This is a genomic window from Hydrogenophaga sp. (genome assembly GCF_036675665.1).
Classification (GTDB): domain Bacteria; phylum Pseudomonadota; class Gammaproteobacteria; order Burkholderiales; family Burkholderiaceae_C; genus Hydrogenophaga.
This window is the reverse complement of record NZ_JAKFEO010000007.1, coordinates 426,208-452,508: the sequence shown is the minus strand read 5'-3', so window position 1 is coordinate 452,508 and position 26,301 is coordinate 426,208. Positions and strand designations below refer to the sequence as shown.

Here is a 26,301-nt window from a genome sequence, read left to right as displayed (position 1 = left end):
GCCTCAGGCCTTGCGGGTCAAGGTGTCCACCGGCACATAGAACTCACCACCCGCGGCCTTGAACTCGGCCGACTTCGCGGCCATGCCCCGAGCCAGGGCGTCGGTCTCGCTCAATCCCTGTTTTTCCGCGTAGTCCCGCACGTCCTGCGTGATCTTCATCGAGCAGAACTTCGGCCCGCACATGCTGCAGAAGTGCGCCTCCTTGCTGCTGTCCTTGGGCAGCGTTTCGTCGTGGAATTCGCGTGCGGTGTCCGGGTCCAGGCCCAGGTTGAACTGGTCGTGCCAGCGGAACTCGAAACGCGCCTTGCTCATGGCGTCGTCGCGTGCGCGGGCGCCCGGGTGGCCCTTGGCGATGTCGGCCGCGTGCGCGGCGATCTTGTAGGCGATCAGCCCCTGCTTCACGTCGTCGCGGTCGGGCAGGCCCAGGTGTTCCTTGGGCGTCACGTAGCAGAGCATGGCCGTGCCCATCCAGCCGATCATGGCCGCGCCGATGGCCGATGCGATGTGGTCGTAGCCCGGCGCGATGTCGATGGTCAGCGGGCCCAGGGTGTAGAAGGGCGCCTCGTGGCAGTGTTTCAACTGCTCGTCCATGTTGGCCTGGATCAGGTGCATGGGCACGTGGCCCGGCCCTTCGATCATCGTTTGAACGTCGTGCTTCCACGCGGTCTGCGTGAGTTCACCCAGGGTCTTGAGTTCGGCGAACTGCGCCTCGTCGTTCGCGTCCGCCGCGCTGCCCGGTCGCAGGCCGTCGCCGAGCGAGAAGCTCACGTCGTAGGCCTTCATGATCTCGCAGATCTCGTCGAAGTGCGTGTAGAGAAAACTCTCGCGGTGGTGCGTGATGCACCACTTGGCCATGATGGAGCCGCCGCGCGAGACGATGCCCGTGCGCCGGTTGGCGGTGAGGTGGATGAAGGCCAAGCGCACGCCGGCGTGGATGGTGAAGTAGTCCACCCCTTGCTCGGCCTGCTCGATCAGCGTGTCGCGGTAGATCGCCCAGGTCAGGTCTTCGGCCACGCCGCCCACCTTTTCCAGCGCCTGGTAGATCGGCACCGTGCCGATGGGCACCGGCGAGTTGCGCACGATCCAGTCGCGCGTGGTGTGGATGTTGCGGCCGGTGGAGAGGTCCATCACGTTGTCCGCGCCCCAGCGGATCGCCCACACCAGCTTGTCCACTTCCTCTTCAATGCTCGACGTGACGGCCGAGTTGCCGATGTTGGCGTTGACCTTCACCAGGAAATTGCGGCCGATCGCCATCGGCTCCACCTCGGGGTGGTTGATGTTGGCCGGGATGATGGCGCGGCCGCGCGCCACCTCGTCGCGCACGAACTCGGGCGTGATCACGTCAGGAATGCGCGCGCCCATGGGGTTGCCGCGCAGGCGCGACTCGCGGGCAGCGTCGCCCAGGTACTCGGCCATCCACTCGCGTTTGCCGTTTTCGCGCACGGCCACGTATTCCATTTCGGGCGTGACGATGCCGCGGCGCGCGTAGTGCATCTGCGTCACGTTCATGCCGCTCCTGGCGCGTCGCGGCGTGCGCTGCAGGCCGGCGGCCTGGGCACGCAGTGCCTCGATGCGTTCGATGGTGGTGTCGTTCTGGCGGGCCTCGTTCTTCACGCCATCGTCCAGCACCTGGCGGGCGCGGCCGGCGTAGGTCTCGGTGTCGCCACGCGATTCGATCCACGCGCCGCGCACATCTGGCAGGCCGCGCGTCACGTCGATCGTGGTCGAGGGCTCCGAGTACGGGCCCGAGGTGTCGTACACCACGACACGCTCACCATTGGTGAGCGCGATTTCGCGCATGGGCACGCGCACGCCGGGCTGCTGGCCGGGCACATGCAACTTGCGGGAAGCGGGGAAGGGCTCTCGGCTGAGGGCCAGCGTCGAGACGGGGAGTTGATCGGGGGCATTCATGGTGGCGGTCTCCGGTTCCGGTGGATGGGCAGTGAATGCTCCGGAGGACCGCCCCATGGACCGCGACGGCGGGTGAACCGCCTCCGCCGTGACAACGGAGGGAGGGTCACACCCACATGCCGCGTGGGGCATGCGCTCTTCTTTCGCCGGTACTAACCGGATCAAGTTCTCGGGTTCGGCTGGCAAGCCGTCTCAGCGCCCGACCTTTGAAGGTCGGTGCACCCCGGAGCAGAGCGCAGTGTATGCGGTGTGCGGGGTGGCTGGTCGTTGACCACGTTGGGCCGCCAACGGATCTTCACATTGGCCACGGTTGGTCATTACAAATCATTCGCATTTGCGTTAATATCGCCGTCAACCTTTTCCTGACCCCCCAAGCGAGCCCTTCCCATGCACATCAAAACCACCTTGGCTGCCGCCGTTCTCAGCATCGTTTTGTCGGCTCAGGCCCAGACGGCGGCCACCCCACCCAGCGTTGCCGCGCACTACGCCACGCTCGTGCACGCCAACTACGAAGACGCGTTGACCACGGCGCGCACGATGCAGGGAGCCATCAAGGCGTTCACCGCCGCCCCTTCGGCCGATACACAGGCCGCCGCGCGCAAGGCGTGGCTGATGGCGCGCGAGTTCTATGGCCAGACCGAGGCTTTCCGCTTCTACGGCGGCCCGATCGACAACGACAGCGGCCCGGAAGGCCGCATCAATGCCTGGCCGATGGATGAGTCGTACGTGGACGCCGTGGACGGCAAGAAGACCGCCGGGTTGGTGAACAACCGCAAGCAGGCCATCACCAAGAAGGCGCTCTCGGGCTTGAACGAGCGGGGCGGCGAAGAGAACATTGCCACCGGCTGGCACGCCATCGAGTTCATGCTCTGGGGGCAAGACACCTCCGACACCGGCCCGGGCAACCGCAGCTTCGAAGACTTCGTGGACGGCAAGGCGCCCAACGCCGACCGCCGTCGCCAGTACCTCACGGTGGTCACGGAACTGCTGGTGGACGACCTCTCCAGCCTCGTCAAGGCCTGGGCGCCCGGCCAGAAGGCGAACTACCGCGCCAAATTCGAGAAGGGCGGCAACGAGTCGCTGCGCAAGATGTTCGTCTCGCTGGGCTCGCTCTCGCGCGGTGAACTCGCTGGCGAGCGGCTTGAGGTGGCCTTGGCCAGCCAGGACCAGGAAGACGAACACAGCTGCTTCTCGGACAACACGCACCGCGATGCGGTGACCAACGCCCGGGGCATTGAAAACGTGTGGCTGGGCCGCTTCACCCGGGTGGACGGCAGCCTGGTGCAAGGCCCCAGCCTGCGCGATCTGGTGGCGGCGAAAAACGCCGCGCTGGCCGACAAGACCACACAGCAGATCCGTGACTCGGTGAAGGCGGCCGAGGCAATTCCAGCGCCCTTTGACCGCGCCATCGCTGGCCCCAAGGACGCACCGGGTCGGGTCAGCATCGAAAAAACCATCGCCAGCCTGACCGCGCAGTCCAACGACATCGTGGCCGCCGCCACCGCCGTGGGCATCACCAAGCTCACGCTGGTGCAGCCGTGACGCGTGCGGCCTGGCTGGTGGCCGTGATCGCGGTCGCCGGGCTCGGTGCCGCGGTTCACGCCGGCTTGCAGGCCGCGCCGGGCGCCGGTGATCCGCTGGGCGAAATGACCGGTGGCCAGACCACGGTCCATGCCAATGGCAAGAACGCGTTCTCGTTCCCGGCGGCCAACCTGACCGACGAGGAGCGCACGCGCTTCGTCATCGGCAACTCGTTTTTCAAACGCAACTGGGTCGAGGCGCCTGCTTCCACCACCGCGCGCGACGGCCTGGGGCCGCATTTCCTGGCGCGCTCGTGCGCTGGCTGCCACCTGTTCGACGGGCGCGGCGAGCCGCCGCCGTGGCGCAAGGGCTTGTCCGATGAACAGCCGCTGGCGCTGCTGATCCGCCTCTCGGTGCCCGGCACCGACGCGCACGGCGGCCCCCGGCACGAAGCCGTGTACGGCGACCAGTTCAACACCGCCGCGAACCAGAACGTGAAGCCCGAGGGCGAGGTGGTGATGCGCTGGAAGCCGCTCGGTGGTCGCTTTGCAGACGGTTCGCGCTACACGCTGCAACAGCCGCATTACGAGTTGCGCAGCCTGGGCTATGGGCCGCTGGACCCCAAGACCTTGATGAGTCCGCGCATTGCGCCGCAGATCATCGGCGTGGGGCTGCTGGAGTCGATTGCCGAGCAGGACATCGTGGCCAATGCGGCGAACCAGGCCGCGCAGCCCGGTCCGATCAAAGGCCAGCCCAACCGGGTCTGGGACGCTTTCGCCGGGCGCGAGATGCTCGGGCGCTTTGGCTGGAAGGCCAACGTGGCCACGCTGGCGCACCAGACCGCGGGCGCCTTCCATGGGGACATCGGCATCACCTCGCGCCACTTTCCGGCCGAAACCTGCACCCCTGCCCAGAAGGACTGTCTGGCCGCGCCCAACGGATCCAACGACGCCCAGCCCGAGATTGAAGACGAGACGCTGGAGCAGGTGGTTTTTTACCAGGCCACGGTGGCCCCACCGGCGCGACGCGACGTGCGCGAGCCCCAGGTGTTGCAAGGCCAGCGGCTGTTCGCGCAGGCCCGGTGCGCCGTCTGCCACCGGCCGTCCTACAAGACGGCCGAGGGGCCGTTCCCGCGCCTGACCAGCAGGGCTTTGCAGGGTCAGACCATCTGGCCCTACACCGACCTGCTCTTGCACGACATGGGCGATGCGCTCGCCGATGGCCGGCCGGATTTTCTGGCCAATGGCCGGCAGTGGAAGACGCCGCCGCTGTGGGGCATCGGCCTGATCCGGGACGTCAATGGACACACCCGGTTGATGCACGACGGGCGTGCCAACGGTGTGCTGGAGGCCATCCTGTGGCATGGCGGTGAGGCCGAGGCCAGCAAGCAGCAGGTGCTGCAGATGAAAAAACCCGAGCGCGATGCGCTGGTCAGGTTCGTGGAGTCGCTGTGATCAAGCTGTACCGTTTCATGACGGGCGTGGGCATGTGCCTGGCCTGGGGTCATGCCCTGGCCCAGAACGTGGGGCCCGCCGAGCCGGTGGTGGCCTTCCCCATCTACAACGCGGCTCAGGCCATGCAGGGGCTGCACCAGCACACGCTGTTGCCGCGCGCTCAGGCCTTTGCCGACGCGGCGCAGGCCTTGACCAGGCAGACCACCGCCTACTGCGCCGGCCCTGCGGGCGGCGACGGCGCGCTGCAGGCGGTGCGCCAGCAATGGCACGGCAGCTTGCAGGCCTGGGAAAGGCTCTCCAGTGTGGCCACCGGAGCGGTGCTGGAGCGGCGCTCGCAGCGCCAGATCGACTTCTGGCCCGTGCGCCCGGCGCTGATCGAACGCGCCATGGCCCGCGCGCCGCAGGGCGAGAAGGCGATGGAACTGGTGGGCACACCCGCCAAAGGCCTGCCCGCACTCGAATGGCTGTTGTGGACGCGGCCGGCAGCACCCGACACACCCGCCTGCGCCTTTGCGCAAGAGGTGGCCAGGGACGTGGAGCGCGAAGCGCTGGCCCTGGTGCAGGCCGAAGCCCGCATCGCTGCGAAGGACTGGGATGACGACGCCGAGGCCTCGCGCAAAGGCATGGCGGAATGGATCAACCAATGGCTGGGTGGACTGGAATCCCTGCGCTGGGCGCAGATGGAAAAGCCGCTGAAGGCAGCGCCGGCCGGCGAGCGCCCGGCCTATGCGCGGCTCGCCAGCCGCGGTGACGCCGCCAGCTGGCAAACCCAGTGGAAGACGCTGCGCGAGCATGCGGGCGTGACCCCGGATCAACGCCGTGCACCGCCCCGACCCGGTCAGGCGCTGGCGCCGATCGAGGCCATTCTGATGGGGCAGGGCAAGCTCGAGCTGTCCGCGAAATGGAGCACCGCGCTGGCGCAGGCCGACCAGGCCATGGCGGCCGTCGACCCGGCGCGTGCGGCCACCGTGCTGAGCGCATCGACAGCGCTCAAGTCGCTCAGCCTGCTGTTCCAGAACGAGGTGGCCAGTTCGCTGGACATCCCGCTGGGTTTTTCGAGCGCGGACGGTGACTGAGGCCCTCGACCCCTTGCGGCGGCGCTGGCTGGGTGCGCTCGCCTTGGGCGGGCTGCTGCCCGGGTTCGCCGTTGCAACACCACCGGGTGCGCCCGCTGCCGGCGCGCGCCTGCTTGCGGCCTGGCAATCCGACAACGACCACCGCATCGGGCTGATCGATCTTGCCGATGGACAGGCCCGGGTGCATCGCGAACTGATCGTGCCCACCCGTGCGCACGGCTTGCTGGTGGACGCGGGTGGGAGCGTGCTGGCCATGGCGCGCCGACCGGGTGACTGGCTGGTGCGCTGGCACCCCCGGAGCGGCGCCACGCAATGGCAGTGGGTCGAAGACGATCGCCGCTTCAACGGCCATGTGATGGCCAGCCCCGATGGCCAGACGCTCTGGACCACCGAGACCGACCGCGAGAGCGGCCAGGGCCGCGTGGCCTTGCGACAGGCCCGCACGCTGGCCAAGACCACGGAGTTCGCCACCCGGGGCATGGACCCGCACGAGATGCTGGTCTTGCCGCAGCGGGTGGGCGATGTGCCGGCTGGCAGCCTGCTGGTGGCCAATGGCGGCATTCCTTCGCTGCCCGAAACCGGGCGCGCCAAGCGCGACCTCGATCGCATGGACGCGTCGCTGGTGGCGCTGGACGGCGGCAGCGGACGGGTGCTGGGCCAGTGGCGCCTGAGGGATCCGCGCCTGAGCATCCGCCACCTCGCGTGGGACCCGGTTTCGGCGTGTGTGGGCATCGCCTTGCAGGCCGAACACGACGACCCGGACGCGCGCCGCGCGGCGCCCGTGCTCGCGGTCTGGAGCGGCCGTGAGTTGGTGACCGCCCACGGGCAACCGGCGCTCGCCGGGTACGGCGGGGACATCTGTGCGCGCGCCGAGGGCGGATTTCTGGTGAGCTGCACGCGTGCCCACCAGGTGGCGTTGTTTGGCGCCGGTGGCCAGTGGCAGAACAGCATCGCGCTGGAAGAGGCCTGCGCGCTGGGCGAGGTGGCGGGCACATGGTGGGCCGCCGGGCGCTTCAACGCCCTGGGCGGCGCGGGAGCCGGCGGTGCAAGGACGTCGACCGGTCTGCCTGAGGGTTGTCGCCTGGACAACCACTGGCTGGCGTTCGCTTAGGCCACGCTCAGATCAGGATGTCGAACAGGTTCGAGAACGTGTCCGTCCAGGGCCGGAACCCGGGCCGCGGCTCCAGCACCTGAGCACCCTGCAGCTGAGGCGGCAGCGCGGCGGCCTGGCTTGCATTCACGAACACCACCCAGGTGGATCGGCGGCAGAACGGGTCGCCGTGGCCGCCCGGCAATTCAAGCAGCAGCGCGACCTTGCCCACGTGCTGCGCGGCCGAGGCCATGACCGGTCGCAGGTCGAGGTAGGTGTTGGTGATGTGCACCGCCAGCAGGCCATCAGGGCGCATGTGGCGCATGTAGGCGTCGAACGCCTCCAGCGTGAGCAGGTGGGTGGGAATCGAGTCGCCCGAGAACGCGTCCATAGCCAGCAAATCAAAGGCCTGCGGTGATTCGCGCTCCAGCATCAGGCGGCCGTCGCCCAGCACCGGCACGATGCTCGCCGCGCTGTCGGCCAGGTAGCTGAAGTGCTTGCGCGCCAGGTCGAGCACCTGGTCGTTGATCTCGTACATGCGCATCTCGTCACCCGCGCGCCCGTACACCGCGAGCGTGCCCGCGCCCAGTCCCACCACGCCGAGCTTGCGCGCACGGTCGGTGGGCAGGCTCTGCAGCGCGCGGCCGATGCCGGTGCGCTCGCAGTAATAGGCGGTGGCGCGCCTGGGGTGGTTCAGGTACTGCTCGCCGTGGGTGATGCTGCCGTGCACCATGCTGCGCACGGGGCCCAGGCCGTCCTCGTCCACGCTCTCTTCAATGCGGGTCTGGCTGTAGAAGTTGCGCACCACCTCGGTGTAGCCCTGCACGTAGTCCAGCGAAATGCTGGACAGGCGCACGCCGTAGAGCAGCAGCGCCAGCAGCAGGGCGCCGCGCCACCATCTGCCGCGCAGCTCGGGCCAGAGCACCAGCACCATCAGCAGCGCGCAGAGAAACAGGCCCAGCGGCAGTTCGAAGTACGCGTTGAACACCACCGGCGCCACCAGCCCCACGAACAGGCCGCCCAGCGCACCGCCCACCGAGAGCATCAGGTAGAACAGCGTGAGGTGGCGCAGCGGCGGGCGCCGGCGCACCAGCTCGCCGTGGCAGACCATGCAGAACACGAACACCGCCGCGCACAGCAGGCCCACCAGCACCGGCACGTCCAGGCCCTCGTTCATCGCGAAGTCGAGCGCCACGAAGGCCAGCGGCAAGGCCACCATCAGGAAGAACGGGCGCACGTAGTAGCGCGGCGCGTCGAAGCACAGGATGAAGCTCAGCAGGTACAGCGCCAGCGGCAGCACCCAGAGAAAGGGCACCGGCGCCACGTCCTGCGTGAGGTGGCGCGTGATGGCCAGCAGCAGCATGGACGCGGTGGCCGCCAGGCCCACCCACATCAGGCATTCGCGCCAGCCGGGGCGGGGCGCGTCGTCCAGTGGCGAGGTGTGGGCGGCCGATGAACCGATGTGGCGGCGCACGGTGTAGGCCGCGGTGGCCACGCACACCAGCACGAACAGCGCGTATCCGGCCGACCAGACCCAGGCCTGCGGCTTCACCGCCAGCAGCGGCTCGACCAGCACCGGGTAGGACAGCAGCGCCAGCATGGACGCCAGGTTGGACAGCGCGTACAGCCGGTAGGGCTGCACGCCCTGGGCCACGAAGGTGCGCGCGTACCAGGCCTGCATGAGCGGGCCGGTGGTGGAGAGCAGCAGGTAGGGCACCCCCACGGTGGTGGCCAGCACGCCGAGCACGCTCCAGGTCGGGTAGGCCTGGGCGTCGAGCTTCCACGAGGGGTCGGCCACCACCGGCAGGGTGGCCAGGCTGAGCAGCAGCAGCGCGCCGTGCACCCAGGGCTGGCGCCGGGCGCTGATCTTTTCGTGCATCACATGCACGTAGGCATAGCCCAGCAGCAGCTCCACCTGGAAGAACACCATGCACAGCGTCCACACCGAGGACGAGCCACCGAACCACGGCAGGATCATCTTGGCCACGACGGGCTGGATCTGGAACAGCAGGAAGGCGGAGAGGAAGACCGTGGTGGCGAAGAGGGGCATGAGCGAGCGTTGCGAACCTGAGGGTGCTGGAGTATGGCCGCACGCTCAGGCGTGGCGTTGCAGGAACGCTTCGATCGCTTCGTTCACCGGCTCCGGGTGCGTGATCGGGCCCATGTGGCCGAGCTTCTCGAACACCTGGTGTTCGGCCCGGGGCAGCACGCTCAGCAGGCGACGCGCCACGCCGTGGGCCGAGGCGGTGGAGCGTCCGCCCGTCATGCACAGCACGGGCATGTCGAGGCTGGCGAAGCGGGCCAACGGCGTGGGTTCGGTCATGAGCGCGTGGGCCCAGCGGCGCACGTTGACCGTGGCGTTGGCGATCGCCGGCTGGCGCTCAGGCGGCGTGGCGTCCCAGCTGCCGCTGCCCATCCAGTAGTCGATGAAGCATTTCGCGGCCAGGGACTTGTCGCCCGCGTCCAGCGCCGCGACCGCGGCGGTCACCGCGTTGCGGATGCCGTCGGCTTCGTTGGGCGCGGGCCCGTCGGCTTCGATCAACGAGAACAGCGTGGGCTCGTACAGCACGAGGGCGCGCACGCGTTGCGGTTGCTGCAGCGCGGCGATCAGCGCCACGGCCGCACCGAAGGAATGGCCCACCAGGCTGAAGCCGTCACCGGCCCGGGCGAACACCGGGTCCAGGAAGGCCACCTCGTCGGCCAGGGTGATCGTGCGGTCCGACGGCCAGTCCGGGCTCGACCCCGAGCCATAGGCGTCGGGCGCGAGCACGCGGTGGCTGGTGGCCAGCCGAGCCATCAAGGCACGCCACTGGCCGCCGTGACTCGCGTTGGAGTGCAGGCAGACAACGGCCGGGCCGGTGCCGGCTTCGCGGGTGTGGGGCTGCGGTGAGGCCATGGGGGTTCCAGGTCGGTGCGACCGGCCGATGGTACCGACGCTGCGAAGCGGGGAGGTCGGCGAGGCAGCCCAGCCCTGGGTGGTGGAGGCCGCTGGACTTTCAGGCGGGTTGATCAGGCAGCTGCGCGGCCACCAGTTCGACCACGCTGGCGATTTGGGTGGGCCAGGCATCTTGCTCGGCGCCCGCCATGAAGTTGAGCCGGCAACTCGCGCACGACACCGCCACCGTGTTCGCGCCCGTGGCGTCGATCTGTTCGCGCTTGATGCCCCAGGCCTTGTGGCGCAGTTCCGACGCCCGGTTGATGAGGAAGGCGCCCGCGCCACCGCCGCAACACCAGTTCTGTTCTGCCGTGGGCACTGTCTCGATGACGGTGACACCCAGTGCCTTGAGCGCCGCGCGGGGCTCATCGATCACGCCACCGTGTCGGGCCAGCTTGCAGGCGTCGTGGTAGGTGACGGTGCGGCTCGCGTCGCCGGGCAACAGCTTCAGGCGTCCGGTCTGGATTTCCCGCCCCACATACTCGGACACCGCCAGTGCCTCGAACGGCAGCGGGCTGCCATCGGGCATGCGGCCTTCCCAACGCAGGGCCGGGTAGGCGTGACCACACTCGGGCAGGATGACCACTTTCGCCTGGATCGCCAGGGCTTCGTCCACCAGCCTGGCGGTGGCCGCACGCTGCAGTTTCTCGTCGCCCGCCAGGAGTCCGAAGTTGGCCGCCTCGAACCCGGCGCTTCGCAAGGTCCAGCTCACACCCAGGTGGTTGAGGATGCGCGCGGTGGCCGCCAGAGCGTCTTGATAGAGCAGCACGTCGATCACGGTGGACACCAGCATCACGTCGGCTCGTGGCTCGTCCAGCGGTACCGCGATGCCCTGCGCACGCAGCAGCTCAACCGTGTTCAGCAACTCGGCCGGTCCCACGCCGAAGACCGTGCCCCGGCCCGCCTGTTCCTGCGCCACCGCCGTCAGCTCCAGCGGCGCCAGGCCGGCCTCGAACAAGGCCTCACGCATCACATTGACGCCGCGCGCCGTGTTGATGCCCATGGGGCAGACCAGGCTGCAACGGCCACATTCGGTGCAGCTGTCGTACACCAATGGCTGCCACGCCCGCAGGTCGTCCGCCGTGATGTCGGGCGTGAACAGCCGTCGGATCGGCGCAAAGGCCGAGGTCTCCCGCGCGTGCACGCGGCGCAGCAGGTCGAGCTTGCGGCTGGGGCTGTACTGCGGGTCCTGGGTGCTCTGGAAAAAATGGCAGGCCTCCGAGCAGTAGCCGCAGTTCACGCAAGACTCCAGATCCAGGGCCAGACCGCGGTCGGTCTTGGCCTTCATCACGGCTTTGGCACGCGAGACGCGGTCCCCGTCGGTGAGCGCGTCGGGCTGGGCCATCTCCGGCAGGTGGCCGATGGCCTGGAGGAAGCCGTGAAAGACATCCATGTTGATCATGACCGCACCCCGCGACGACCGAAGAACGTGGCCAGCTGCATGCGCCCTGGCCACACGAGGAAGGCGTGCATGAGCTTGCCGAACGGGAACCAGATCAGGAGCAATTCGAGGCTCAGGAGGTGAACGGCCAGGGGCGCGCGGTAGATCACATGGTCGCGCGAAAGGATGGTGTCCGACGGGTCGCCGATGAGGGCCATGCCGGTGAGGACCGGCAAAAAGGTGACGGTCCAGGTGATCCAGTCGTCGGCATGAGAGATCTGCCTGAGCACCGGATCGGTGATCCGGAACAGCAGCGCCATCAACAGCGAGACGATGGTGCCGGCGGCCGCGATGTACATCACCAGATCCGGCAATGCCGGCCACGTGAGCCCCGTCAACCGGTGGATGAAGGCGATGTGCGGCGCATAGCCCAGGAAGACCACCAACAGGCCGATGTGAAACACATAGGGGTTGGCGGTGACGAGGGTGGCGCTCGGATGGAACCCGCCCGGCGGCAAGGTCCGGGTGAGGGCCGCGCGAAACGCCGCTGCCTTGCCGTAGTCCACCCGCGCAGGGGCGCCTCCACGGCCACCTGCCGGCATGTGCCACAGCCACAGAAGGCGCCACCCGATGCCCGCACCACAGATGGCGAGGGACGCCACCAACAAGGGGCCTCTGGCCCAGTCCAGCAGATCCATGCGACGCCCCTGTTCAAGTGCAAGGCTGCACCTTAGGCCCCTGCGGGGCCAGGGGGCTTGATCCACGTCAACGCGCGGTCAATTGCCGCCCGCCGCCGGCCTTCACCGCGTGCCACTCCAGCACCTGCCAGCGCCGGGGCAAACGCGCGCTGTCGATCCAGGCGGTGTGCTGGTCTTTGCGTTGCATGCCGACGCCGTCGACCCGACCTTCGAGGGCGGGCACGGACGAGCGCTCGATGGTCCACGCGCCGTGCTCCAGCGTGCCGAAGCTGATCTCGATGTCGAGCAGGGCTTCGGCGTGCTGCGGATGGCGTGCCATCACCTTGGCCAGGGTGTCGTCGGGCGCGGTGTCGGAGGGCCATGCGGTGCTGCGCGGGCGCAGGTGCATGAGGTAGCGTCCGGCCACCAGCAAGCGCTCGGTGGTGGGTGCGCCGCTGTCGTCGAGTGCGGCCAGCGCGATGCGTGTGCCGAGCGAGCCCGGCAGGCGTTCCCACACCTCGAAGTACTGACCGTGGATGCCGGTCTCGTGCACGCAGTCGGGTGCCTCGAACACCATGTGGCCGGCGTCGGGTGTGCTGCGCGGGGGCTGCAGGTCGATCTGGCGCTGCCAGGTGCAGACCTCGGGTTGGTCGGCGTCGGGGCGGGTGATCAGCGTGGTGCCACCGAAGCCTTGCTGTTCGGCGCGGCCGGCGGGTGTGGTGCGGTCGGCCTCGGGCGGCACACGCAGATCCCCGTGCCACAGGCCGGTTTGCAGCCAGCGCACCCAGGTGGTGGTGTCGTGTGTGGCGGGGGTCCTGAGCAGCGTGCGTTGCCACACGCCGTGGTAGCGATCGGGGATGGGATCGGGAAGGGTCATGTGATGGCGTTCGGGAAGACGGGCAGCTGTCGGTAGAAGGCCATGTCGTGGTTGGGCCAGAGGCGTGCGCCGGTCTCGCGGGCGAGCGCCTTGAGTTTGCGGATGCTGTCGATGGCCTGTTGTTCCCGGCCCTGCCACAGCGTGCCGGGCGCCACCTCGTCGTCGATGTTTTCCTGCAGGTCGGCGGCATCGCCGGCCAGCAGCACCGGCGCGCCTTGCGGCAGCTCGATCAGCATCGACATGTGGCCGGCGGTGTGGCCCGGCGTGGCCACGGCCTGCACGCCCGGCAGCACGCTGTACTCGCCGTGCTTCAGGCAGAACTGCAGGGCGCGGCCCGCGTCGTCGATCAGATCGTCTTCGAACACCGCGCCGTCCAGGCCGCTGCAGGCGGCGTTCCACTCGTCGCGCTGCAGGTGGATCTCGGCGCCGCAGCCGCAGCGCTTGAGTTCCTTCAGGCCACCGGCGTGGTCAAAGTGCAGGTGGCCAATGAAGATCACATCCACATCCTTCGCGCTCAGCCCCAGGCGCGCGAGGTGGTGGGGAATGCGCTGCTCCTCGCGCATGTCGGGCGCGCCCATCTCGAAGGTGGCGGGGTCGTAGTAGCGCTCGCGCAGCGCCGGTGTGTGGATCTTGGCGTGGTCGCAGCCCACGTCGTACAGGATGCGGCCGTGCTTCGTCTCGATCAGCCAGGCCAGGATCGGCGCCTCGATGGTCTGGCCATGGCCACGGTTGAAGGTGGAGATGGTCTTGTCGTAGCGGTGGGTGGCGGTGAGCAGCGGCCAGATGCGGAGCGCTTGGGTCATGCTCAGGGTCCGGTGAAGGCTTTTACCCAGGTGTTCACGCGGGCGCTCAGTGGGTCGGGTGCGGCGTTGGTCAGACCCTGCAACGAAGCCACCACGTCGTCGGTGCTGCACACGCGCCCGAAGATGCCGCCCTCCACACCGATCATGGCCAGCGCGCTCGCCTGCAGCGCGGGGTTGCTGGCGGCCGTGGCGTCACCCACGGTGGTGCAGAGGAAACCCCGGTCCACCGCTTCGCGCAATGTGGAGTGCACACAGACCTCGGTGGTCACGCCGCAGACGATGAGCCACTCGATGTCGCGCGCGGCCAGCAACTGTGCCAGCCGCGTGCGGTGGAAGGCGCCGTAGCCGGGTTTGTCGATCACTTCTTCGCCCGCCACCGGTCGCACCGCGTCCACGAAGTCGTGACCTTGTTCACCGCGCACCAGCAGCCGGCCCAGCGGCCCCAGGCTGCCAATGGGTGCACCCGCGTCCACGCTGCGCTGCAGCTTGGTGGCGGGGCAGTCGCTCAGGTCGCTCAGGTGGCCTTCGCGCGTGTGCACCACCAGCAGGCCGGCGGCGCGCGCGGCCTGCAGCAGCCGCACGGCGTTGGCCACCACCGCCTGCATGGGGCCGATGTCGATGCCGGCCTTGTCGGCGTATCCGCCGGGGCTGCAGAAATCGCGCTGCAGGTCGATCACGACCAGCGCGGTGCGGGTGGGGTCGAGTGCGGTGTCCATGTTCAGACGCCGGCGGGGCGGGTGAAGCCGATGGTGATGGCCTCGGCCATGCGGCGTGCCACCTCGGTGGCCAGCAACCGGCCCTTGGCGGCATCAGACCCTTTCGCGGACGAGAGCACGCCCGAGGCCGGCACCCAGTCGGTGCGCGGCGGGTACATGTCGTAGGGCGGAAAGTCGGCGGGGCCGTCGTCGGGCAGCAGGTCCATGCGCACGAGGTGGGGGTGGTAGTGCAACATCATGGACGTCTCCAGCACGGCCGCGTGCTCCAGTGCGAAGCCGGGGAAACCATCGGGGAACACATCACCCAGGGTGTCGGGCGTCATGAAGTCCCAGTACTCCAGGCGCATCACCTGCAACGGGTTCGCCGGGTCGGCGGCTTTGGCGTCGCGCAGGCCGAGGTCGATGCCCTCGATCAGGAACCACTGGTTCTCGTAGTGGCCGTTGACGATCACGAGCTTCGTCAATCCATGGCGCGCGAACTCACGCACCGCGTCGCGCACCTGGCCCACGAGTGTGGCCGCGTCCACGCTGGTGGTGCCGCAGAAGTGTTGTCCGCCGCCGCACTTGGGTTGCGATTTGTAGCCGTAGGAGAGCGTGGGCGCCACCAGTCCCTTCACCAGCGTGGCGGTGTCGGCCGCCACGGCGCTGGAGAGCAGGCCGTCGGTGCCCAGCGGCAGGTGCGGGCCGTGTTGTTCGAGCGCGCCCACGGGCAGCAGCACGGGTGGCTGATCGCTCTGCACGCGCGACTGGTAGTCGACCCAGGAGAGTTCGTTCATCCACACGGTGGTGTTCATTCAGGTTCCTTGTGATTGGGTTTTGGGAACGGGTGAGGTGTCGATGGCCTCGGCCAGCGCGGCCAGGGCGATCAGCGCGCCGCCGGCCCACTCCAGGCCGGTCATGGATTCGTCGCCGAACCACAGCGCGCTCATGACCGCCACCACCAGCTCGGCCAGCAGGATCACGCCGGCCTTGCTGCTCTCGATGTGGGTCACGCCGAACTGCCAGGTGGCGGTGGCCAGCAGCAGCCACACGAAGCCGTAGGCCAGCACGGCCAGCCACACACCCAGGCCCATGCCGGTGGGCACGGCGTGGCCCAGCGCGCTGGTGGCGATGAGCGAGATGACGCCGCAGCCCGCGAACACCGCGAAGGTCTTGCTCACCATGGGCACCTGCTGCGCGGCGCGCGCGATCACGTTGTTGGCCGCGAAGCAGAAGCCGGCCGAGAGCGCGAGGAAGTCGACGAAGGTGAAGGCCAGGTCGACTCCGCCCGGGCCGCCCAGGAACAGCCACAGCCCCACCAGCGCCACCACCACCGCCGCCCAGCGCAGCGGCGGGATGCGCTCCTTCAGGAACAGCCAGCCGCCCAGCACCGACCACACCGGCGAGAGGTAGAACAGGAACATCACCCGCACCACGTCGCCCAGCATGAGGGCGTTGACGAAGGAGGTGTTGGCCCAGCCGCCGACCACGGCCAGCGCCAGCAGCAGGCCCCACTGGGGGCGCCAGGCGGCGCGCTGGCGCCAGATGAAGATGCAACTGAACAGGCCCACCACGCCGTAGGAGAGCAGCGACACCATGGGGCCGGTGAGACCCTGCGCGATGAACCACTTCAGCGGCATCCACGACAGGCCCCACAGCGAGGCCGAGAACAGCAGCACGCCGGTGGCGACGCGGTTGGACGGGTGGGTGCGCACGGACATCGACAGCACTCAGGGCATGACCGAGCCGCCGTTGGGCCCCAGCACCTGGCCGCAGTAGAAGCGCGACAGGTCGCTCGCGAGAAACAGCGCAGTGGCGGCGATTTCCTCGGGCTCGGCCACGCGGTGCTGTGGCGTGGCGAGTTCCTTCTCCATCCACTCCGGACTCATGCTCTCCAGCGACACCATGGCGGTGTTCACCGGGCCGGGCGCGATGGCGTTGACGCGGATGCCGTGCGGCGCGAATTCGCGCGCCAGCGACTTGGTGAGACCGATCACGCCGGCCTTGGCCGCGCAGTAGGGTGCGTAGTGCTCGCGCCCCAGGATGCCGAGGTCGGACGCGAGGTTGACGATCACGCCGCTGCCGTGCGCGACCATGCCGGGCAACACGGCGCGCGACATCAGGAAGACCGACTTGAGGTCGGTGGCCATCATGCGGTCCCAGTCGTCGTCGGTGGTGTCGAGGAAGGGCTTCTCCTGGATGATGCCGGCGTTGTTGACGAGGATGTGGAGGTCGCCCACGGTGTGCAGCGCTTCGGCCACCAGACGCTGCACGGCGGCGCCGTCGCTCACGTCGGCACTGATCGCCACGGCCTGCCCACCGGCGTTCTTGATGGCCTGCACCACCTTGGCGGCCTCCTGCGGCTGCTGCAGGTGGTTGATCACCACGCGCGCACCGGCCCGAGCCAACAGGATGGCGATGGCGCGGCCGATGCCGGTGGACGCACCCGTGACCAGCGCGGTCTGGCCCGCCAGTGACAGCGACACGCTCATTGGACTACCCTGCGCGCTCATGCCATCACCTCGCCGTGGCTGGCCACCAGGCATTGGCCGGTGAGCGAACGGGACTCGCTGCTGGCGAGAAACAGGAACACGCCGGCGATGTCGGTCGGCGTCAGCATCTCGGGCACCGCCTGGCGCGAAAGGATCTCGCGCTCCACCTCGGCCTCGCTGCGGCCTTGTTCGTGTGCCATGGCGGTGAGCGAGCGCAGCGCGGCCTCGGTGCGGATCCAGCCGGGGCAGACCGCATTCACGCGGATGCCGCGGGCCCCCAGTTCGAGCGCCAGCGATCGCGTGAGACCCACCACGGCGTGTTTGCTCGCCGCATAGGCCGAGAAACCGGCGACACCGATGCGGCCCCAGATGGAACTCTGGTTGATGACGCTGGCGCCGCGCGGCAGCAAGGGCAGCAGCGCCTGCGTGAGCCGCACCATGGAGGTGACGTTGTTGTCGAGCAGGCCGGCCCAGCGGTCCATGGAATCGGCTGCGGCGTCGTCGAGCGGTGTGGGGTACTCGGTGCCGGCGTTGTTCACCAACACGTCCAGCGTGCCCCAGCGTTCGCGAACCTGTCTGGCGATGGTGGCCACCTGCGCGGCGTCGCCGAGGTCGCAGGCGGCGGCGGTGGCGTCGAGCTCGGCGCTGAGCGCGGGCAGGGCGGTGCCGGGCCGGTCGAGCAGCATCAGCCGCGCACCCTGCGCCGCAAAGGCCCGCGCCAGCGCCTGCCCGATGCCGCCGGCCGCGCCGGTGATCAGCACGGTCTTGCCCTGCAGGCCGTGGTCGGCGGCCATGTCAAACGGCGGTCAGAAAGGACACGCCGACAGCGCCGAGGAAGCCGTCCGCGCGCCCCGGCGTGCCCGGTGGCTGCACGGCACCGTAGTTGCTCGCCAGCACGCGATGGACGCGGTTGATGTGGAAGCTCTTCAGCAGTTCACCCACGGTGATCACCTGGGGGTAGCTGTCGGGGTAGAGCTCGCGGTGGAAAGCGGGCAGTCGGTACCAGGGCGCGGTGGGGCGCTCGTGGTGCGCGTTGTGAAAACCGAAGTTGAGCCAGACCAGGTTGAACCACTTCGCATCCAGGCTCACCACGTCGCTGTAGGTGTTGGCCTGTTCGTAGGCGCGGTCGCGCAGCTTGTCGGCCGGGATCGGTGTGTCGTCCAGGATGGGGTAGGCGTCGTAGGTGTGCTGGAAGCAGTCGGCGAAACGCAGCACGGTCACGAAGATGAGGAAGGCCAGCGCGTACAGCAGCAGCGCCTTGAGCGACCACCAGCCCAGCAGCGCCAGCGCGGCGACCCGTACCACGGCCACGCCGATGACGCGGCCGCGCGCGGCCTTCTTCTTGTCGCCCATGAAGGGCATGGCGATCACGAAGCCGCGCATGAGGAACTCCACCGCCGGGATCCAGGCCCATTCCAGCGCCAGCACCACGCGGCGCACTGCTGCGTGAGCGCGCAAAAAGGCCTGCGCGTCGAAGGTGATGACGTCGGCGCGCTCCACATGGTGGCGCATGTGCTTGCGGCGCATGTCGGCGAAGCTGGCGTAGCAGCTGCCGTTGATCCAGCTCATGAGCGTGCCCCAGCGTTCGTTGGCCTGTGGCGTGCGAAAGATGGCGTTGTGCGCGAACTCGTGGATGAAGTAGGCCGACCAGATGAGCGTCTGCGCCACCAGCAGCACGCCCAGCGCATTCAGCAGCCAGCCCGTCTGCCCCAGCAGCGCGATGCCCGCGGGCCAGCCCAGCACGGTGAAGCCCATGGCGGCAACGTTGGGCCACACGCCGTCCTCGTATCGGAAAACCGGTTTCATGGAAATGCCTTCAATGGAGAAACGCTGTCGTCACCGCACCGGTGTCCACCCAGGCACCGGTGCCGCCACCCGGAGGATTACTTCAGACCTTTGACCAGGCTGGCGTCGAAGGTGGCTTCGATCGCCGGGATCGTGGTGATCTGGCCTTTGGCCTTGAGCAGCTCGCCGATGATGTCGCCGCTGGCGTGGTACGAGGTGGTTTCCTTGGCCTTCATGAAGGCCTTGGGCATTTCGGCCACGGGGATGTTGTAGACGCCGGTGAGCTGTTCCTTCACCTCGGCGGCGGACACGCCCATGAACTTGCCGATGATCTTGTGCGCCTCGGCGGGCTTGGCCTTCATGTAGGCCAGGCCGTCCAGATACGCCTGCATCACGCCGGTGATCTGCGCTGGCTTGGCCTTGATGACCTTGTCGTCGAACACCAGCACGTCGGCGATCAGGCCGGGCGCGTCTTTCGAGGAGAACACCACCTTGAACTTCTTGCCGCCGCCCTGGCCGAGGATCTGCGACAGGCTGGGCTCGTAGGTCACGCCGATCGGCAACTGGCCAGAGGCCATGGCGGCCGGCACGGCCTCGGGTGTCATGCTCACCGGGGTGATGTCCTTCTCGGTCAGGTTCACCGTCTTGAGCGCGTAGGACAGCAGGAAGTCGCTCGGCGAGAGCGGGTTGTAGCCGATCTTCTTGCCCTTGAAATCGGCCACCTTGGTGATGCTGCTGTCGACCACGATGGCGTCGCCACCGTTGGAGTAGTCGATGGGCATGACCACCTTCATGTTGCGGCCCGCCGCCACCTGGCCCACCACCTGGTCGTAGGTCAGCATGCCGCCGTCAACCGCGCCCGAGGCAATGGCCGCGGGAATCAGTGCCGGGTCGTTGAAAACCTGCAGCGAGACCTTGAGGTTGTATTTCTTGTAGAGGTCCAGCGCCTCGGCCACGTAGAACGGGCCGTAGCCGATCCACACCACGGTGGCGATCTTCATGGACGCGGGGGTTTGCGCAAACGAGGTGAGCGTTGCCAGCGACAGCGCCAGGCCCAGGGCCGGCTTGAGGAAGTGGTTGCGCCGGCTCGAGTGGGTGGGGGCAGAGGATTTCATCATTGAGGCTCCATGGGTTGAAAGGACGCGCAGGAAGAACCGATCTGTGATCGTTCTCCCGGGCTTTTGTCCCTCCGTGGAGCCTGCGATGAGGCCGGCACACTCTCGGACCAGACACCGCTGCTTCAGCGGTCGGAACCCTAGTGCACCTGAGTGCCGAGCTGTCTCGGGGGCGGACCCCAGATGGCTCTTCTTGCAAGCGTGGTATCAGCAGAAAGCGTGCCAGCCTTTTGCCGACGGCAAGCCCGTTTTTGCGCCGCGCGGCAGCCGGTTTTGCACCAAAAGCAGATGGCAGCGGGCGGCTCAGCCGCGCTTGGCCGGCGCACTGCGCCCTGTGTTGGTGCGGGGCTTGCGCGCAGCCCGGACCTTGGGCGCGGTCGCTGTTTCGGCCGGGGTCTCGACAAGGTCGGGGGGCAGCAGGGGCACGAAGGGCGCGCGTGCGTCGGCGGCCAGACCTCGGGTGAGGGTTTCCAGGATCTCGATCAGTTGCTGCCGCTGCGTGAGCGTCAAGGGCGAGAGCAGGCGCTGGTAGGCCTGCTCGGCCGGGCCGCGCGCGCGCTGCAGCAGCTTCTTGCCGGCCGGCGTGAGCACCACCGCCATCTGGCGCTTGCTGTGCTCGGACATGCGCCGCTCGATCATGCCGCGCTCCTCCAGCCCCTTGCACACCCGCATCACGGTGACCTTGTCGAACGCCAGCGCACGCGCCAGCCGGGTCTGGTCCAGGCCCGGCTCGCTGGCCAGCACGGTGAGCACGCCGTACTGGGCCGGGGTGAGGCCCACGCTGGCACAGGCGGTTTCGAACACCGCTGCCGAAATCTGGTGGGTGCGCCGCAGCAGGAAGCCCGGGCGCTGGTACAGGTCTTTCAGGGTCATGAAATGAAAACTCGGGATTCTACGAATGGCGGCCAACCGGCCTGGACTTCCATAATGGTTCGCATGCTAACGATTGGAGACATGGAATGACACGCTCGAAAACCCTCACCTGCCGCGCGCGCCGCGGCCTGCTGGCCCTGGCGGTGCTTGCCAGCGCTGGTCTGGCCCACGCCCAGGCGACCGATGCACCGCTGCGCCTGATCGTGCCCTTCACGCCCGGCACCGGCATCGATCTGATCGCTCGCACCATCGGACCCCGGTTGTCCGAGCGCCTGAAGCGCCCGGTGGTGGTGGACAACCGGGCCGGGGCCTCCGGCAACATCGGCACCGAGGCCGTGGTGCGGGCCGCGCCCGATGGCAACACCCTGCTGGTCAGCGTGAACACGCTGGTGATGAACCGCAGCCTGTACCCCGCAGCCACCTTCGACCCGCTGCGCGACCTCACGCCGGTGAGCCTGACGAGCTGGGGCCAACTGATGCTGGTGACCCACCCCAAGACCGGTTTCAAGACCGCCGCCGACCTGGTGGAGGCCGCACGCAAGGCGCCCGGCAAGCTCAACTACGCCTCGCCCGGCGTGGGCACGCCGCACCACCTGTCGATGGAGCTGTTCAAGAACACCAGCAAGAGCTTCATCACCCACATTCCCTACCGTGGCACCGGCCCGGCGCTCACCGACCTGCTGGGCGGCCAGGTGGACGCGATGTTCCTGCCGATCCATGTGGCGCTGCCGCAGATCCGCAGCGGGCGCCTGGTGGCACTGGCGATCGGCAGCGACAAGCGCCACGCCTTGCTGCCCGACGTGCCCACGCTCACCGAGTCGCGCACCGCCGACGTGAACGTGGACATGTGGTACGGCGTGTTCGCGCCCAAGGGCATGGCCCCGGCCATGGTGGCCACGCTCAACCGCGAGATCAACGACATCCTGGCCAGCGAGGAGGTGAAGAAGGCGTTTTCATCCCAGGGCATGGACCCGAGCACCGGCACGCCCGAGGCGTTTGGTCAGCTGGTCCAGAAGGACGCCGAGCGTTGGGCCAAGCTGATCAAGGCCCAGAACATCAAGGCGGAATGACGATGGCAGATCAGACCGCGATCGCGGTGGTGGGTGGCGGCATCGCCGGGCTGGCGTTTGCCCTGGCGTTGCACCAGCGTGGCATCGCCTGCGATGTGTACGAGGGCGTGGCCGAGGTCAAGGAGCTCGGCGTGGGCATCACGCTGCTGCCGCACGCCATGGAGGAGCTCACCGCGCTGGGCTTGCTGCCGCCGCTGGAAGCCGCGGGCATCGAGAACCGCGAGAGCGTGTTCTTCAACCGCTTTGGCCAGCGCGTGTACGGCGAGGCGCGCGGGCGGCATGCGGGCTACGAACTGCCCGAGCTCGGCATCCACCGCGGCAAGCTGCACCGCATCCTGTTTGACGCGGCGCAGAAGCGCCTGGGCCCGCAGCATGTGCACACGGGTCACCGCTGCACCGGCCTGGCGCAGGACAGCGAGGGCGTCACGCTCACGTTTTCCGACAACGCCCAGGGCCCGGTGGCGCCGGTGCGCGCGCAGTGGGTGGTGGCCTGCGACGGGGTGAACTCGGCCATCCGCAAGCACTTCCATCCGGACGACCAGATCTGCTACGCCGGCATCAACACCTGGCGCGGCACCACGGTGCACAAGCCCATCCTGGGCGGCAAGTCCTACATCCGCGTCGGCTCCATCGACACCGGCAAGATGGTGATCTACCCCATCGTCGACAACGTGGACGGGCGGGGCAACCAGCTCATCAACTGGGTGGCCGAGATTCGCGACAGCGAAGCCCGCATGAACGACTGGAACCGCCCGGGCCGGGCCGAAGACTTCCTGCCCACCTTCGCCAACTGGCGGTTTGACTGGCTCGACGTGCCCGCGCTCATCAACTCGGCCCAGCAGGTGTTCGAGTACCCCATGGTCGACAAGGACGCGCTGCCGCGCTGGAGCTTCGAGCGCGTCACCCTGATGGGCGATGCCGCCCACCCGATGTACCCGCGCGGCTCCAACGGCTCGGCGCAGGCACTGATCGATGCCCGCACGCTGGCCGACGAGATCGCCAACGAACAGGCCGCGGGCGGCGATCTGCGCGCTGCCCTGCAGCGCTACCAGGACGCCCGCCTGCTGGCCACCGCCCGCGTGGTGGAAACCAACCGCACCCTGCCGCCGGACTTCATCATCATGAAAGCCGACGAATTGAGCGGCGGACGGCCCTTCGACAACATCGACGATCTGATCAGCCAGGACGAGCTGCGCGCCATCTCGGACAACTACAAGCAGATCGCCGGCTTTGCGCTGAAGGGCTGATTTCCCGCACGCGCTCCTCGGGTGTGGGGGGTATCCGACAAATCGGGCGACTTGCTGCGCGGCTGACACCTGTCAGGCGCGGATTTGTGGCACTGTCGGCAAAGGTGCCGTCCGTGGGGGACGGGGCACCCACCTTGTGCCATCCAGCATGCCGCGATCCACACACGCGAAACGAATTCTGACGGGAGAAGACGCATGGCTTGGGGGCCTCGCCGGGCGTTGGCTGTGTGCCGTGGTCCTGTCATGGGCGGTCGTCTGTCCTGTGGCAGGGGCGCAGACCACCTTGCGCTACGGCGGTGACGCCGCGTTCGCGCCTTTCGAGTCCCTCAACGCCCAGGGTCAAGCCGAAGGCTTTCAGATCGACCTGATGCAGGCCGTCGGCCGAGAACTGGGTGTGGAGGTGTCCGTCAGCCTGCAGGCCTGGCCGGCCACGGTGGAAGCGTTCAAGGCGGGGCGGGTGGACGTGATCGCTATGGTGGAGACCACCGAGCGGCGCGCCTACGCGCACTTTCTCAAAGGCCACGCGGCGCCGGCCTTTGCGGTGTACTTGCCGGTGGGGCAACCAGCGCCGCGTGCCCTTCAGGACCTGCAGGGTTTGCGCATTGCCGTGCTGGACCACGAGCCCATGCGCGAGAGCCTGCTCAAGTGGCTCTCCGGCATCGACGCCACCTATGTGCGCACGACCGACGCGCAGTCGGCCTTGCGGGCGGTGAAGCTCGGGTTTGCCGACCTGGCTTTGCTGCCCCGCGCCTACGCCGATCCGGTGATGGCCTCGGGTGAGGTGCCGGGCCTGGTCGCTGGCTTGACCAACCTGAGCCTGCAAACGTATTCGTTGGCGGTGGTGCGGGGCAACGACGAACTGCGCCAGCGCCTGCAAGAAGTGATGGATCGGCTGGAGGCCAACGGCAGCTTGCCCGCGCTGCGCGAGCGCTGGCTCAACGACAAGCCCGCGAGCGCCGAGCGACAGGCGTTGGAGCGGGACATGGCGCAGCAGCGCCGATGGACCTGGCTGGTCGCCGTGGGTGGGGCGCTGCTGCTGTTGCTGGCTGCGTACCTGTTGCGCCAGCGTGGGCGCTCGGTGGCCACCGAGCGTGCACGGCGCAGGGAGGCCGAGCGTTCGTTGCGCCGCTCTGAAGAGCTGCTGGATCGCACCTTCCAGCGCAATCCCGAGCCGATGCTGGTGGTCGATCACGACAGCGGCGTGGTGCAGGATGCCAACCCGGCGGTGGCGGCCCTGCTGGGTTTGCCCGAAGGCGAGGTGGTCGGGCAGCCGTTGCGCGCCCTGGCACACCACATCGGCCTGGACAATCTCAAGTGCATGGCGCGCGCGATCGATCTGGGCGGCCTGCTGGACGCGCTGCCCGTGACCGTGACCCGCCGTGATGGCCAGCAGCGCGCCTGTCTGATCAGCGCCGACAAGATGAGCGTGGGCGCGCTCACCATCGTGCTGTGCATCGTGCGCGACGTGACCGAGCGCATGGCGCAGGACGCGGTGTTTCGCCAGGGTTACCAGGCTTTGCAGGCGATGAGCGAGCAGGCGCGCAGCGAGGCGCCCGACTCGCTGCCGCCATTGGATCCCGGTGAGGAGCGCGTGCGCGAGTTCACCCGGGCCGTGGCGCACGACCTGCGGGCGCCATTGCTGGCCATCCAGGGCTTCATGGCGCTGATGCGCGAACGCCTGGAGCAAGGGCACACCGACGAGGCGATCGAGTACAGCGAGCAGGTGGACAAGGCCACGCGGCGCATGAACGCGATGATCGATGCGCTGTGCAAGCTGGCGCAGATCGACGATGAGGTCTTGCGACGTCAGGACATCGACATGCGCACCCTGGCCGAGGACACCTGGGCCCTGGTGCGCGGTGGCGAGATCGATCGGGCCCTCGAGATCCGGTTCGATCCGCTGCCGCACGCACAGGGCAACCCGGATCTGGTGGCGCAGGTCTGGCAGAACCTGCTGCACAACGCCTGGAAGTACACCGCACGCGTGCCGGTGGCGCGCATTCGGGTCGACAGCTTTCAGGAAGACGGACGCGCCTGGTACCGCGTCGCCGACAACGGCGCCGGTTTCGACATGGCGCACGCCCGCCACCTGTTCCAGCCGTTTCGGCGCATGCACTCGACATCGCAGTTCGAAGGCAGCGGCATCGGCCTGAGCATGGTGCAGCGCATCGTGCGCCACCACGGTGGCGAGGTGCGCGTGCGCAGCCAGCCCGGTGTGGGCACGGTGGCCGAGTTCACGCTCGACCCGGTGGTCTGAGCGGCCGGTCCCCTGCGCTCAATGCCTGGGGTCAGGCGGCCTTGACGCGTGTTGCTTGCGCCAGGCCGCGGGCGCCATCTGGTGCGCGCGCTTGAATGCCCGGTGAAAAGCCGGCTCCGACTCGTAGCCCGTGGCTTCGGCGATGCGCGCGATCGGCTCGTTGCTCTCCAGCAGCCGCTGCGCGGCATACCGCATGCGCTGGCGTGCCAGGTAGCGCATGGGGGGTTCGTCCATCAGGGCATTGAAGCGCTCGGCGAAAGCCGAGCGCGACAAACCCACCTCGCGTGCCAGCTCTTCGGTGGTCCAGCCGCGCTGTCGGTCTCCATGCAGCAGAGCCAGGGCGCGGCCCACCTTGGCGTCGCCCAGGCCCGCCAGCCAGCCGGTGCTGCCCTCGGGCTGTTGCGCGAGGTACTGGCGCACGGCTTCGGCGAACAGCAGCTCGGCCAGCCGACCGAGCAGGTTGGGCGAGACGCCGTGCACCACGCCCATGGGCTGTGAGGCGAATCGCAACGAGCTCTCGAACCACTGGGCGGCGGCCGGGTCGCGCAGGCTCAGGTGCAACACCCGGGGCAGGGCGTTGATGAGTGGATCGTTGACGTTGTCGTGCCCCAGGTAGCCGCAGAAGAACCTTGTGATCGGTCCCTGGCCCCTGTGCGTGAGGCGCAGCAGTCCGCTGTCGCCGGGCTGGTGTTCCAGTTGTTCCACCGCCATGGGGGGCACGGCCAGGTCGCTGCCCACCAGATGGCGGTCGTTGCGCGGCAGGATCACCAGCTCGCCCGCGCGCACCCGCACGGCGCCCGCCTCGCCCTCCACGCGCAGCGTCATTTCGCCCTCGCACACGTAGTGGTAGGCGATCACCTCGCGCGGTGCGGGGTTGAACTCCACGCAGTCCTCCGGCCCGACCTTGGAGAACACGCTCCAGGGCGCGCCGATCTCGGCCTCGATGAAGACGCCGCCGCGCAGGCGCAGCGCGTGCAGCACGTCGGTCAATGCATCGATGGGGTAAGGGGTGGTCATGGCAGGCGTTTCGGCAAGAAAAGCC

At 68.4% G+C, this 26,301-nt stretch carries 23 protein-coding genes and 2 riboswitches; of the genes, 7 read left to right on the top strand and 16 right to left on the bottom strand.

What is annotated here, in order from left to right; genetic code table 11:
* Positions 1-3 precede the first annotated feature (3 nt).
* Complete coding sequence (gene thiC / locus V6M63_RS04850; protein WP_332739982.1) at positions 4-1,911, bottom strand: phosphomethylpyrimidine synthase ThiC; 1,908 nt, start codon at positions 1,909-1,911, stop codon at positions 4-6.
* Between the two features lie 121 nt (positions 1,912-2,032).
* Positions 2,033-2,147, bottom strand: a riboswitch (TPP riboswitch).
* A 151-nt stretch (positions 2,148-2,298) separates the two neighbouring features.
* On the opposite strand from thiC, the gene V6M63_RS04845 reads away from it, so the two are divergent.
* Genes V6M63_RS04845 through V6M63_RS04830 form a run of 4 tightly spaced genes read left to right on the top strand, consistent with a single transcriptional unit; the run spans position 2,299 to position 7,073 of the window.
* Entirely contained in the window at positions 2,299-3,453 is a 1,155-nt protein-coding gene (locus V6M63_RS04845) for an imelysin family protein (RefSeq protein WP_332739980.1), read from the top strand.
* Positions 3,450-4,886 carry a di-heme oxidoreductase family protein gene (locus V6M63_RS04840; RefSeq protein WP_332739979.1) on the top strand — a complete coding sequence of 479 codons (1,437 nt, stop codon included), beginning with the start codon at positions 3,450-3,452 and terminating at the stop codon, positions 4,884-4,886. Before V6M63_RS04845 ends, V6M63_RS04840 begins: the two co-directional genes overlap by 4 nt.
* Entirely contained in the window at positions 4,883-5,962 is a 1,080-nt protein-coding gene (locus V6M63_RS04835; RefSeq protein ID WP_332739978.1) for an imelysin family protein, read from the top strand. Before V6M63_RS04840 ends, V6M63_RS04835 begins: the two co-directional genes overlap by 4 nt.
* Positions 5,955-7,073, top strand: coding sequence for a DUF1513 domain-containing protein (locus V6M63_RS04830; protein WP_332739977.1), 1,119 nt, complete (start codon positions 5,955-5,957; stop codon positions 7,071-7,073). The genes V6M63_RS04835 and V6M63_RS04830 overlap by 8 nt, the downstream gene beginning before the upstream one ends.
* Before the next feature lie 7 nt (positions 7,074-7,080).
* Here V6M63_RS04830 and V6M63_RS04825 read toward each other — a convergent pair whose 3' ends face one another.
* The 14 genes from V6M63_RS04825 to V6M63_RS04760 all read right to left on the bottom strand — a co-directional run bounded on the left by V6M63_RS04825 (position 7,081) and on the right by V6M63_RS04760 (position 20,685).
* Positions 7,081-9,102, bottom strand: coding sequence for a spermidine synthase (locus V6M63_RS04825; RefSeq protein WP_332739976.1), 2,022 nt, complete (start codon positions 9,100-9,102; stop codon positions 7,081-7,083).
* Between the two features lie 45 nt (positions 9,103-9,147).
* Entirely contained in the window at positions 9,148-9,948 is an 801-nt protein-coding gene (locus tag V6M63_RS04820; RefSeq protein WP_332739974.1) for an alpha/beta fold hydrolase, read from the bottom strand.
* 100 nt (positions 9,949-10,048) lie between these two features.
* Entirely contained in the window at positions 10,049-11,389 is a 1,341-nt protein-coding gene (locus tag V6M63_RS04815) for a (Fe-S)-binding protein (protein ID WP_332739972.1), read from the bottom strand.
* On the bottom strand, positions 11,386-12,066 hold the full coding sequence (locus V6M63_RS04810) for a hypothetical protein (protein ID WP_332739970.1): 681 nt from the start codon (positions 12,064-12,066) through the stop codon (positions 11,386-11,388). The genes V6M63_RS04815 and V6M63_RS04810 overlap by 4 nt, the downstream gene beginning before the upstream one ends.
* A gap of 67 nt (positions 12,067-12,133) precedes the next feature.
* On the bottom strand, positions 12,134-12,922 hold the full coding sequence (locus V6M63_RS04805; protein WP_332739968.1) for a hypothetical protein: 789 nt from the start codon (positions 12,920-12,922) through the stop codon (positions 12,134-12,136).
* Positions 12,919-13,725 carry an N-acyl homoserine lactonase family protein gene (locus V6M63_RS04800; RefSeq protein WP_332739966.1) on the bottom strand — a complete coding sequence of 269 codons (807 nt, stop codon included), beginning with the start codon at positions 13,723-13,725 and terminating at the stop codon, positions 12,919-12,921. Before V6M63_RS04800 ends, V6M63_RS04805 begins: the two co-directional genes overlap by 4 nt.
* A gap of 2 nt (positions 13,726-13,727) precedes the next feature.
* Positions 13,728-14,441 (bottom strand): cysteine hydrolase family protein, encoded by a 714-nt coding sequence (locus V6M63_RS04795; RefSeq protein WP_332739964.1) that lies wholly within the window; start codon positions 14,439-14,441, stop codon positions 13,728-13,730.
* Positions 14,442-14,443: 2 nt separating this feature from the next.
* Positions 14,444-15,235 (bottom strand): creatininase, encoded by a 792-nt coding sequence (locus tag V6M63_RS04790; protein WP_332739962.1) that lies wholly within the window; start codon positions 15,233-15,235, stop codon positions 14,444-14,446.
* Positions 15,236-16,141 (bottom strand): DMT family transporter, encoded by a 906-nt coding sequence (locus V6M63_RS04785; RefSeq protein ID WP_332739961.1) that lies wholly within the window; start codon positions 16,139-16,141, stop codon positions 15,236-15,238.
* A 9-nt stretch (positions 16,142-16,150) separates the two neighbouring features.
* Positions 16,151-16,933 carry an SDR family NAD(P)-dependent oxidoreductase gene (locus V6M63_RS04780; protein WP_332739959.1) on the bottom strand — a complete coding sequence of 261 codons (783 nt, stop codon included), beginning with the start codon at positions 16,931-16,933 and terminating at the stop codon, positions 16,151-16,153.
* Positions 16,930-17,706 carry an SDR family NAD(P)-dependent oxidoreductase gene (locus tag V6M63_RS04775; protein ID WP_332739957.1) on the bottom strand — a complete coding sequence of 259 codons (777 nt, stop codon included), beginning with the start codon at positions 17,704-17,706 and terminating at the stop codon, positions 16,930-16,932. Before V6M63_RS04775 ends, V6M63_RS04780 begins: the two co-directional genes overlap by 4 nt.
* Position 17,707: 1 nt before the next feature.
* Entirely contained in the window at positions 17,708-18,718 is a 1,011-nt protein-coding gene (locus V6M63_RS04770) for a fatty acid desaturase family protein (RefSeq protein WP_332739955.1), read from the bottom strand.
* Positions 18,719-18,795: 77 nt separating this feature from the next.
* Entirely contained in the window at positions 18,796-19,812 is a 1,017-nt protein-coding gene (locus V6M63_RS04765; protein ID WP_332739953.1) for an ABC transporter substrate-binding protein, read from the bottom strand.
* A gap of 53 nt (positions 19,813-19,865) precedes the next feature.
* A riboswitch (guanidine-I (ykkC/yxkD leader) is annotated at positions 19,866-19,967 on the bottom strand.
* A gap of 148 nt (positions 19,968-20,115) precedes the next feature.
* Positions 20,116-20,685 carry a MarR family winged helix-turn-helix transcriptional regulator gene (locus tag V6M63_RS04760; protein ID WP_332739951.1) on the bottom strand — a complete coding sequence of 190 codons (570 nt, stop codon included), beginning with the start codon at positions 20,683-20,685 and terminating at the stop codon, positions 20,116-20,118.
* A gap of 86 nt (positions 20,686-20,771) precedes the next feature.
* Here V6M63_RS04760 and V6M63_RS04755 point away from each other — a divergent pair, with 86 nt between their 5' ends.
* The 3 genes from V6M63_RS04755 (at position 20,772) to V6M63_RS04745 (ending at position 25,259) form a co-directional block, all read left to right on the top strand.
* Positions 20,772-21,755, top strand: coding sequence for a tripartite tricarboxylate transporter substrate binding protein (locus V6M63_RS04755; protein ID WP_332739949.1), 984 nt, complete (start codon positions 20,772-20,774; stop codon positions 21,753-21,755).
* Positions 21,756-21,757: 2 nt separating this feature from the next.
* Complete coding sequence (locus V6M63_RS04750; RefSeq protein WP_332740155.1) at positions 21,758-23,002, top strand: flavin-dependent oxidoreductase; 1,245 nt, start codon at positions 21,758-21,760, stop codon at positions 23,000-23,002.
* A gap of 232 nt (positions 23,003-23,234) precedes the next feature.
* Positions 23,235-25,259, top strand: coding sequence for an ATP-binding protein (locus V6M63_RS04745; protein ID WP_332739947.1), 2,025 nt, complete (start codon positions 23,235-23,237; stop codon positions 25,257-25,259).
* 18 nt (positions 25,260-25,277) lie between these two features.
* Here the strand turns inward: V6M63_RS04745 and V6M63_RS04740 are convergent, their stop codons facing one another.
* A complete protein-coding gene (locus tag V6M63_RS04740) occupies positions 25,278-26,276 on the bottom strand; it encodes an AraC family transcriptional regulator (RefSeq protein WP_332739945.1) in 999 nt (332 codons plus the stop codon).
* Between the last annotated feature and the right edge of the window lie 25 nt (positions 26,277-26,301).

What these genes read in the sequence shown, in the direction of transcription:
- thiC (WP_332739982.1), bottom strand. Translation starts at nt 1,911, where the DNA reads ATGAATGCCCCCGATCAACTCCCCGTCTCGACGCTGGCCCTCAGCCGA.
- V6M63_RS04845 (WP_332739980.1), top strand. Translation starts at nt 2,299, where the DNA reads ATGCACATCAAAACCACCTTGGCTGCCGCCGTTCTCAGCATCGTTTTG.
- V6M63_RS04825 (WP_332739976.1), bottom strand. Translation starts at nt 9,102, where the DNA reads ATGCCCCTCTTCGCCACCACGGTCTTCCTCTCCGCCTTCCTGCTGTTC.
- V6M63_RS04820 (WP_332739974.1), bottom strand. Translation starts at nt 9,948, where the DNA reads ATGGCCTCACCGCAGCCCCACACCCGCGAAGCCGGCACCGGCCCGGCC.
- V6M63_RS04815 (WP_332739972.1), bottom strand. Translation starts at nt 11,389, where the DNA reads ATGATCAACATGGATGTCTTTCACGGCTTCCTCCAGGCCATCGGCCAC.
- V6M63_RS04810 (WP_332739970.1), bottom strand. Translation starts at nt 12,066, where the DNA reads ATGGATCTGCTGGACTGGGCCAGAGGCCCCTTGTTGGTGGCGTCCCTC.
- V6M63_RS04805 (WP_332739968.1), bottom strand. Translation starts at nt 12,922, where the DNA reads ATGACCCTTCCCGATCCCATCCCCGATCGCTACCACGGCGTGTGGCAA.
- V6M63_RS04800 (WP_332739966.1), bottom strand. Translation starts at nt 13,725, where the DNA reads ATGACCCAAGCGCTCCGCATCTGGCCGCTGCTCACCGCCACCCACCGC.
- V6M63_RS04795 (WP_332739964.1), bottom strand. Translation starts at nt 14,441, where the DNA reads ATGGACACCGCACTCGACCCCACCCGCACCGCGCTGGTCGTGATCGAC.
- V6M63_RS04790 (WP_332739962.1), bottom strand. Translation starts at nt 15,235, where the DNA reads ATGAACACCACCGTGTGGATGAACGAACTCTCCTGGGTCGACTACCAG.
- V6M63_RS04785 (WP_332739961.1), bottom strand. Translation starts at nt 16,141, where the DNA reads ATGTCCGTGCGCACCCACCCGTCCAACCGCGTCGCCACCGGCGTGCTG.
- V6M63_RS04780 (WP_332739959.1), bottom strand. Translation starts at nt 16,933, where the DNA reads ATGAGCGCGCAGGGTAGTCCAATGAGCGTGTCGCTGTCACTGGCGGGC.
- V6M63_RS04775 (WP_332739957.1), bottom strand. Translation starts at nt 17,706, where the DNA reads ATGGCCGCCGACCACGGCCTGCAGGGCAAGACCGTGCTGATCACCGGC.
- V6M63_RS04770 (WP_332739955.1), bottom strand. Translation starts at nt 18,718, where the DNA reads ATGAAACCGGTTTTCCGATACGAGGACGGCGTGTGGCCCAACGTTGCC.
- V6M63_RS04765 (WP_332739953.1), bottom strand. Translation starts at nt 19,812, where the DNA reads ATGAAATCCTCTGCCCCCACCCACTCGAGCCGGCGCAACCACTTCCTC.
- V6M63_RS04760 (WP_332739951.1), bottom strand. Translation starts at nt 20,685, where the DNA reads ATGACCCTGAAAGACCTGTACCAGCGCCCGGGCTTCCTGCTGCGGCGC.
- V6M63_RS04755 (WP_332739949.1), top strand. Translation starts at nt 20,772, where the DNA reads ATGACACGCTCGAAAACCCTCACCTGCCGCGCGCGCCGCGGCCTGCTG.
- V6M63_RS04750 (WP_332740155.1), top strand. Translation starts at nt 21,758, where the DNA reads ATGGCAGATCAGACCGCGATCGCGGTGGTGGGTGGCGGCATCGCCGGG.
- V6M63_RS04740 (WP_332739945.1), bottom strand. Translation starts at nt 26,276, where the DNA reads ATGACCACCCCTTACCCCATCGATGCATTGACCGACGTGCTGCACGCG.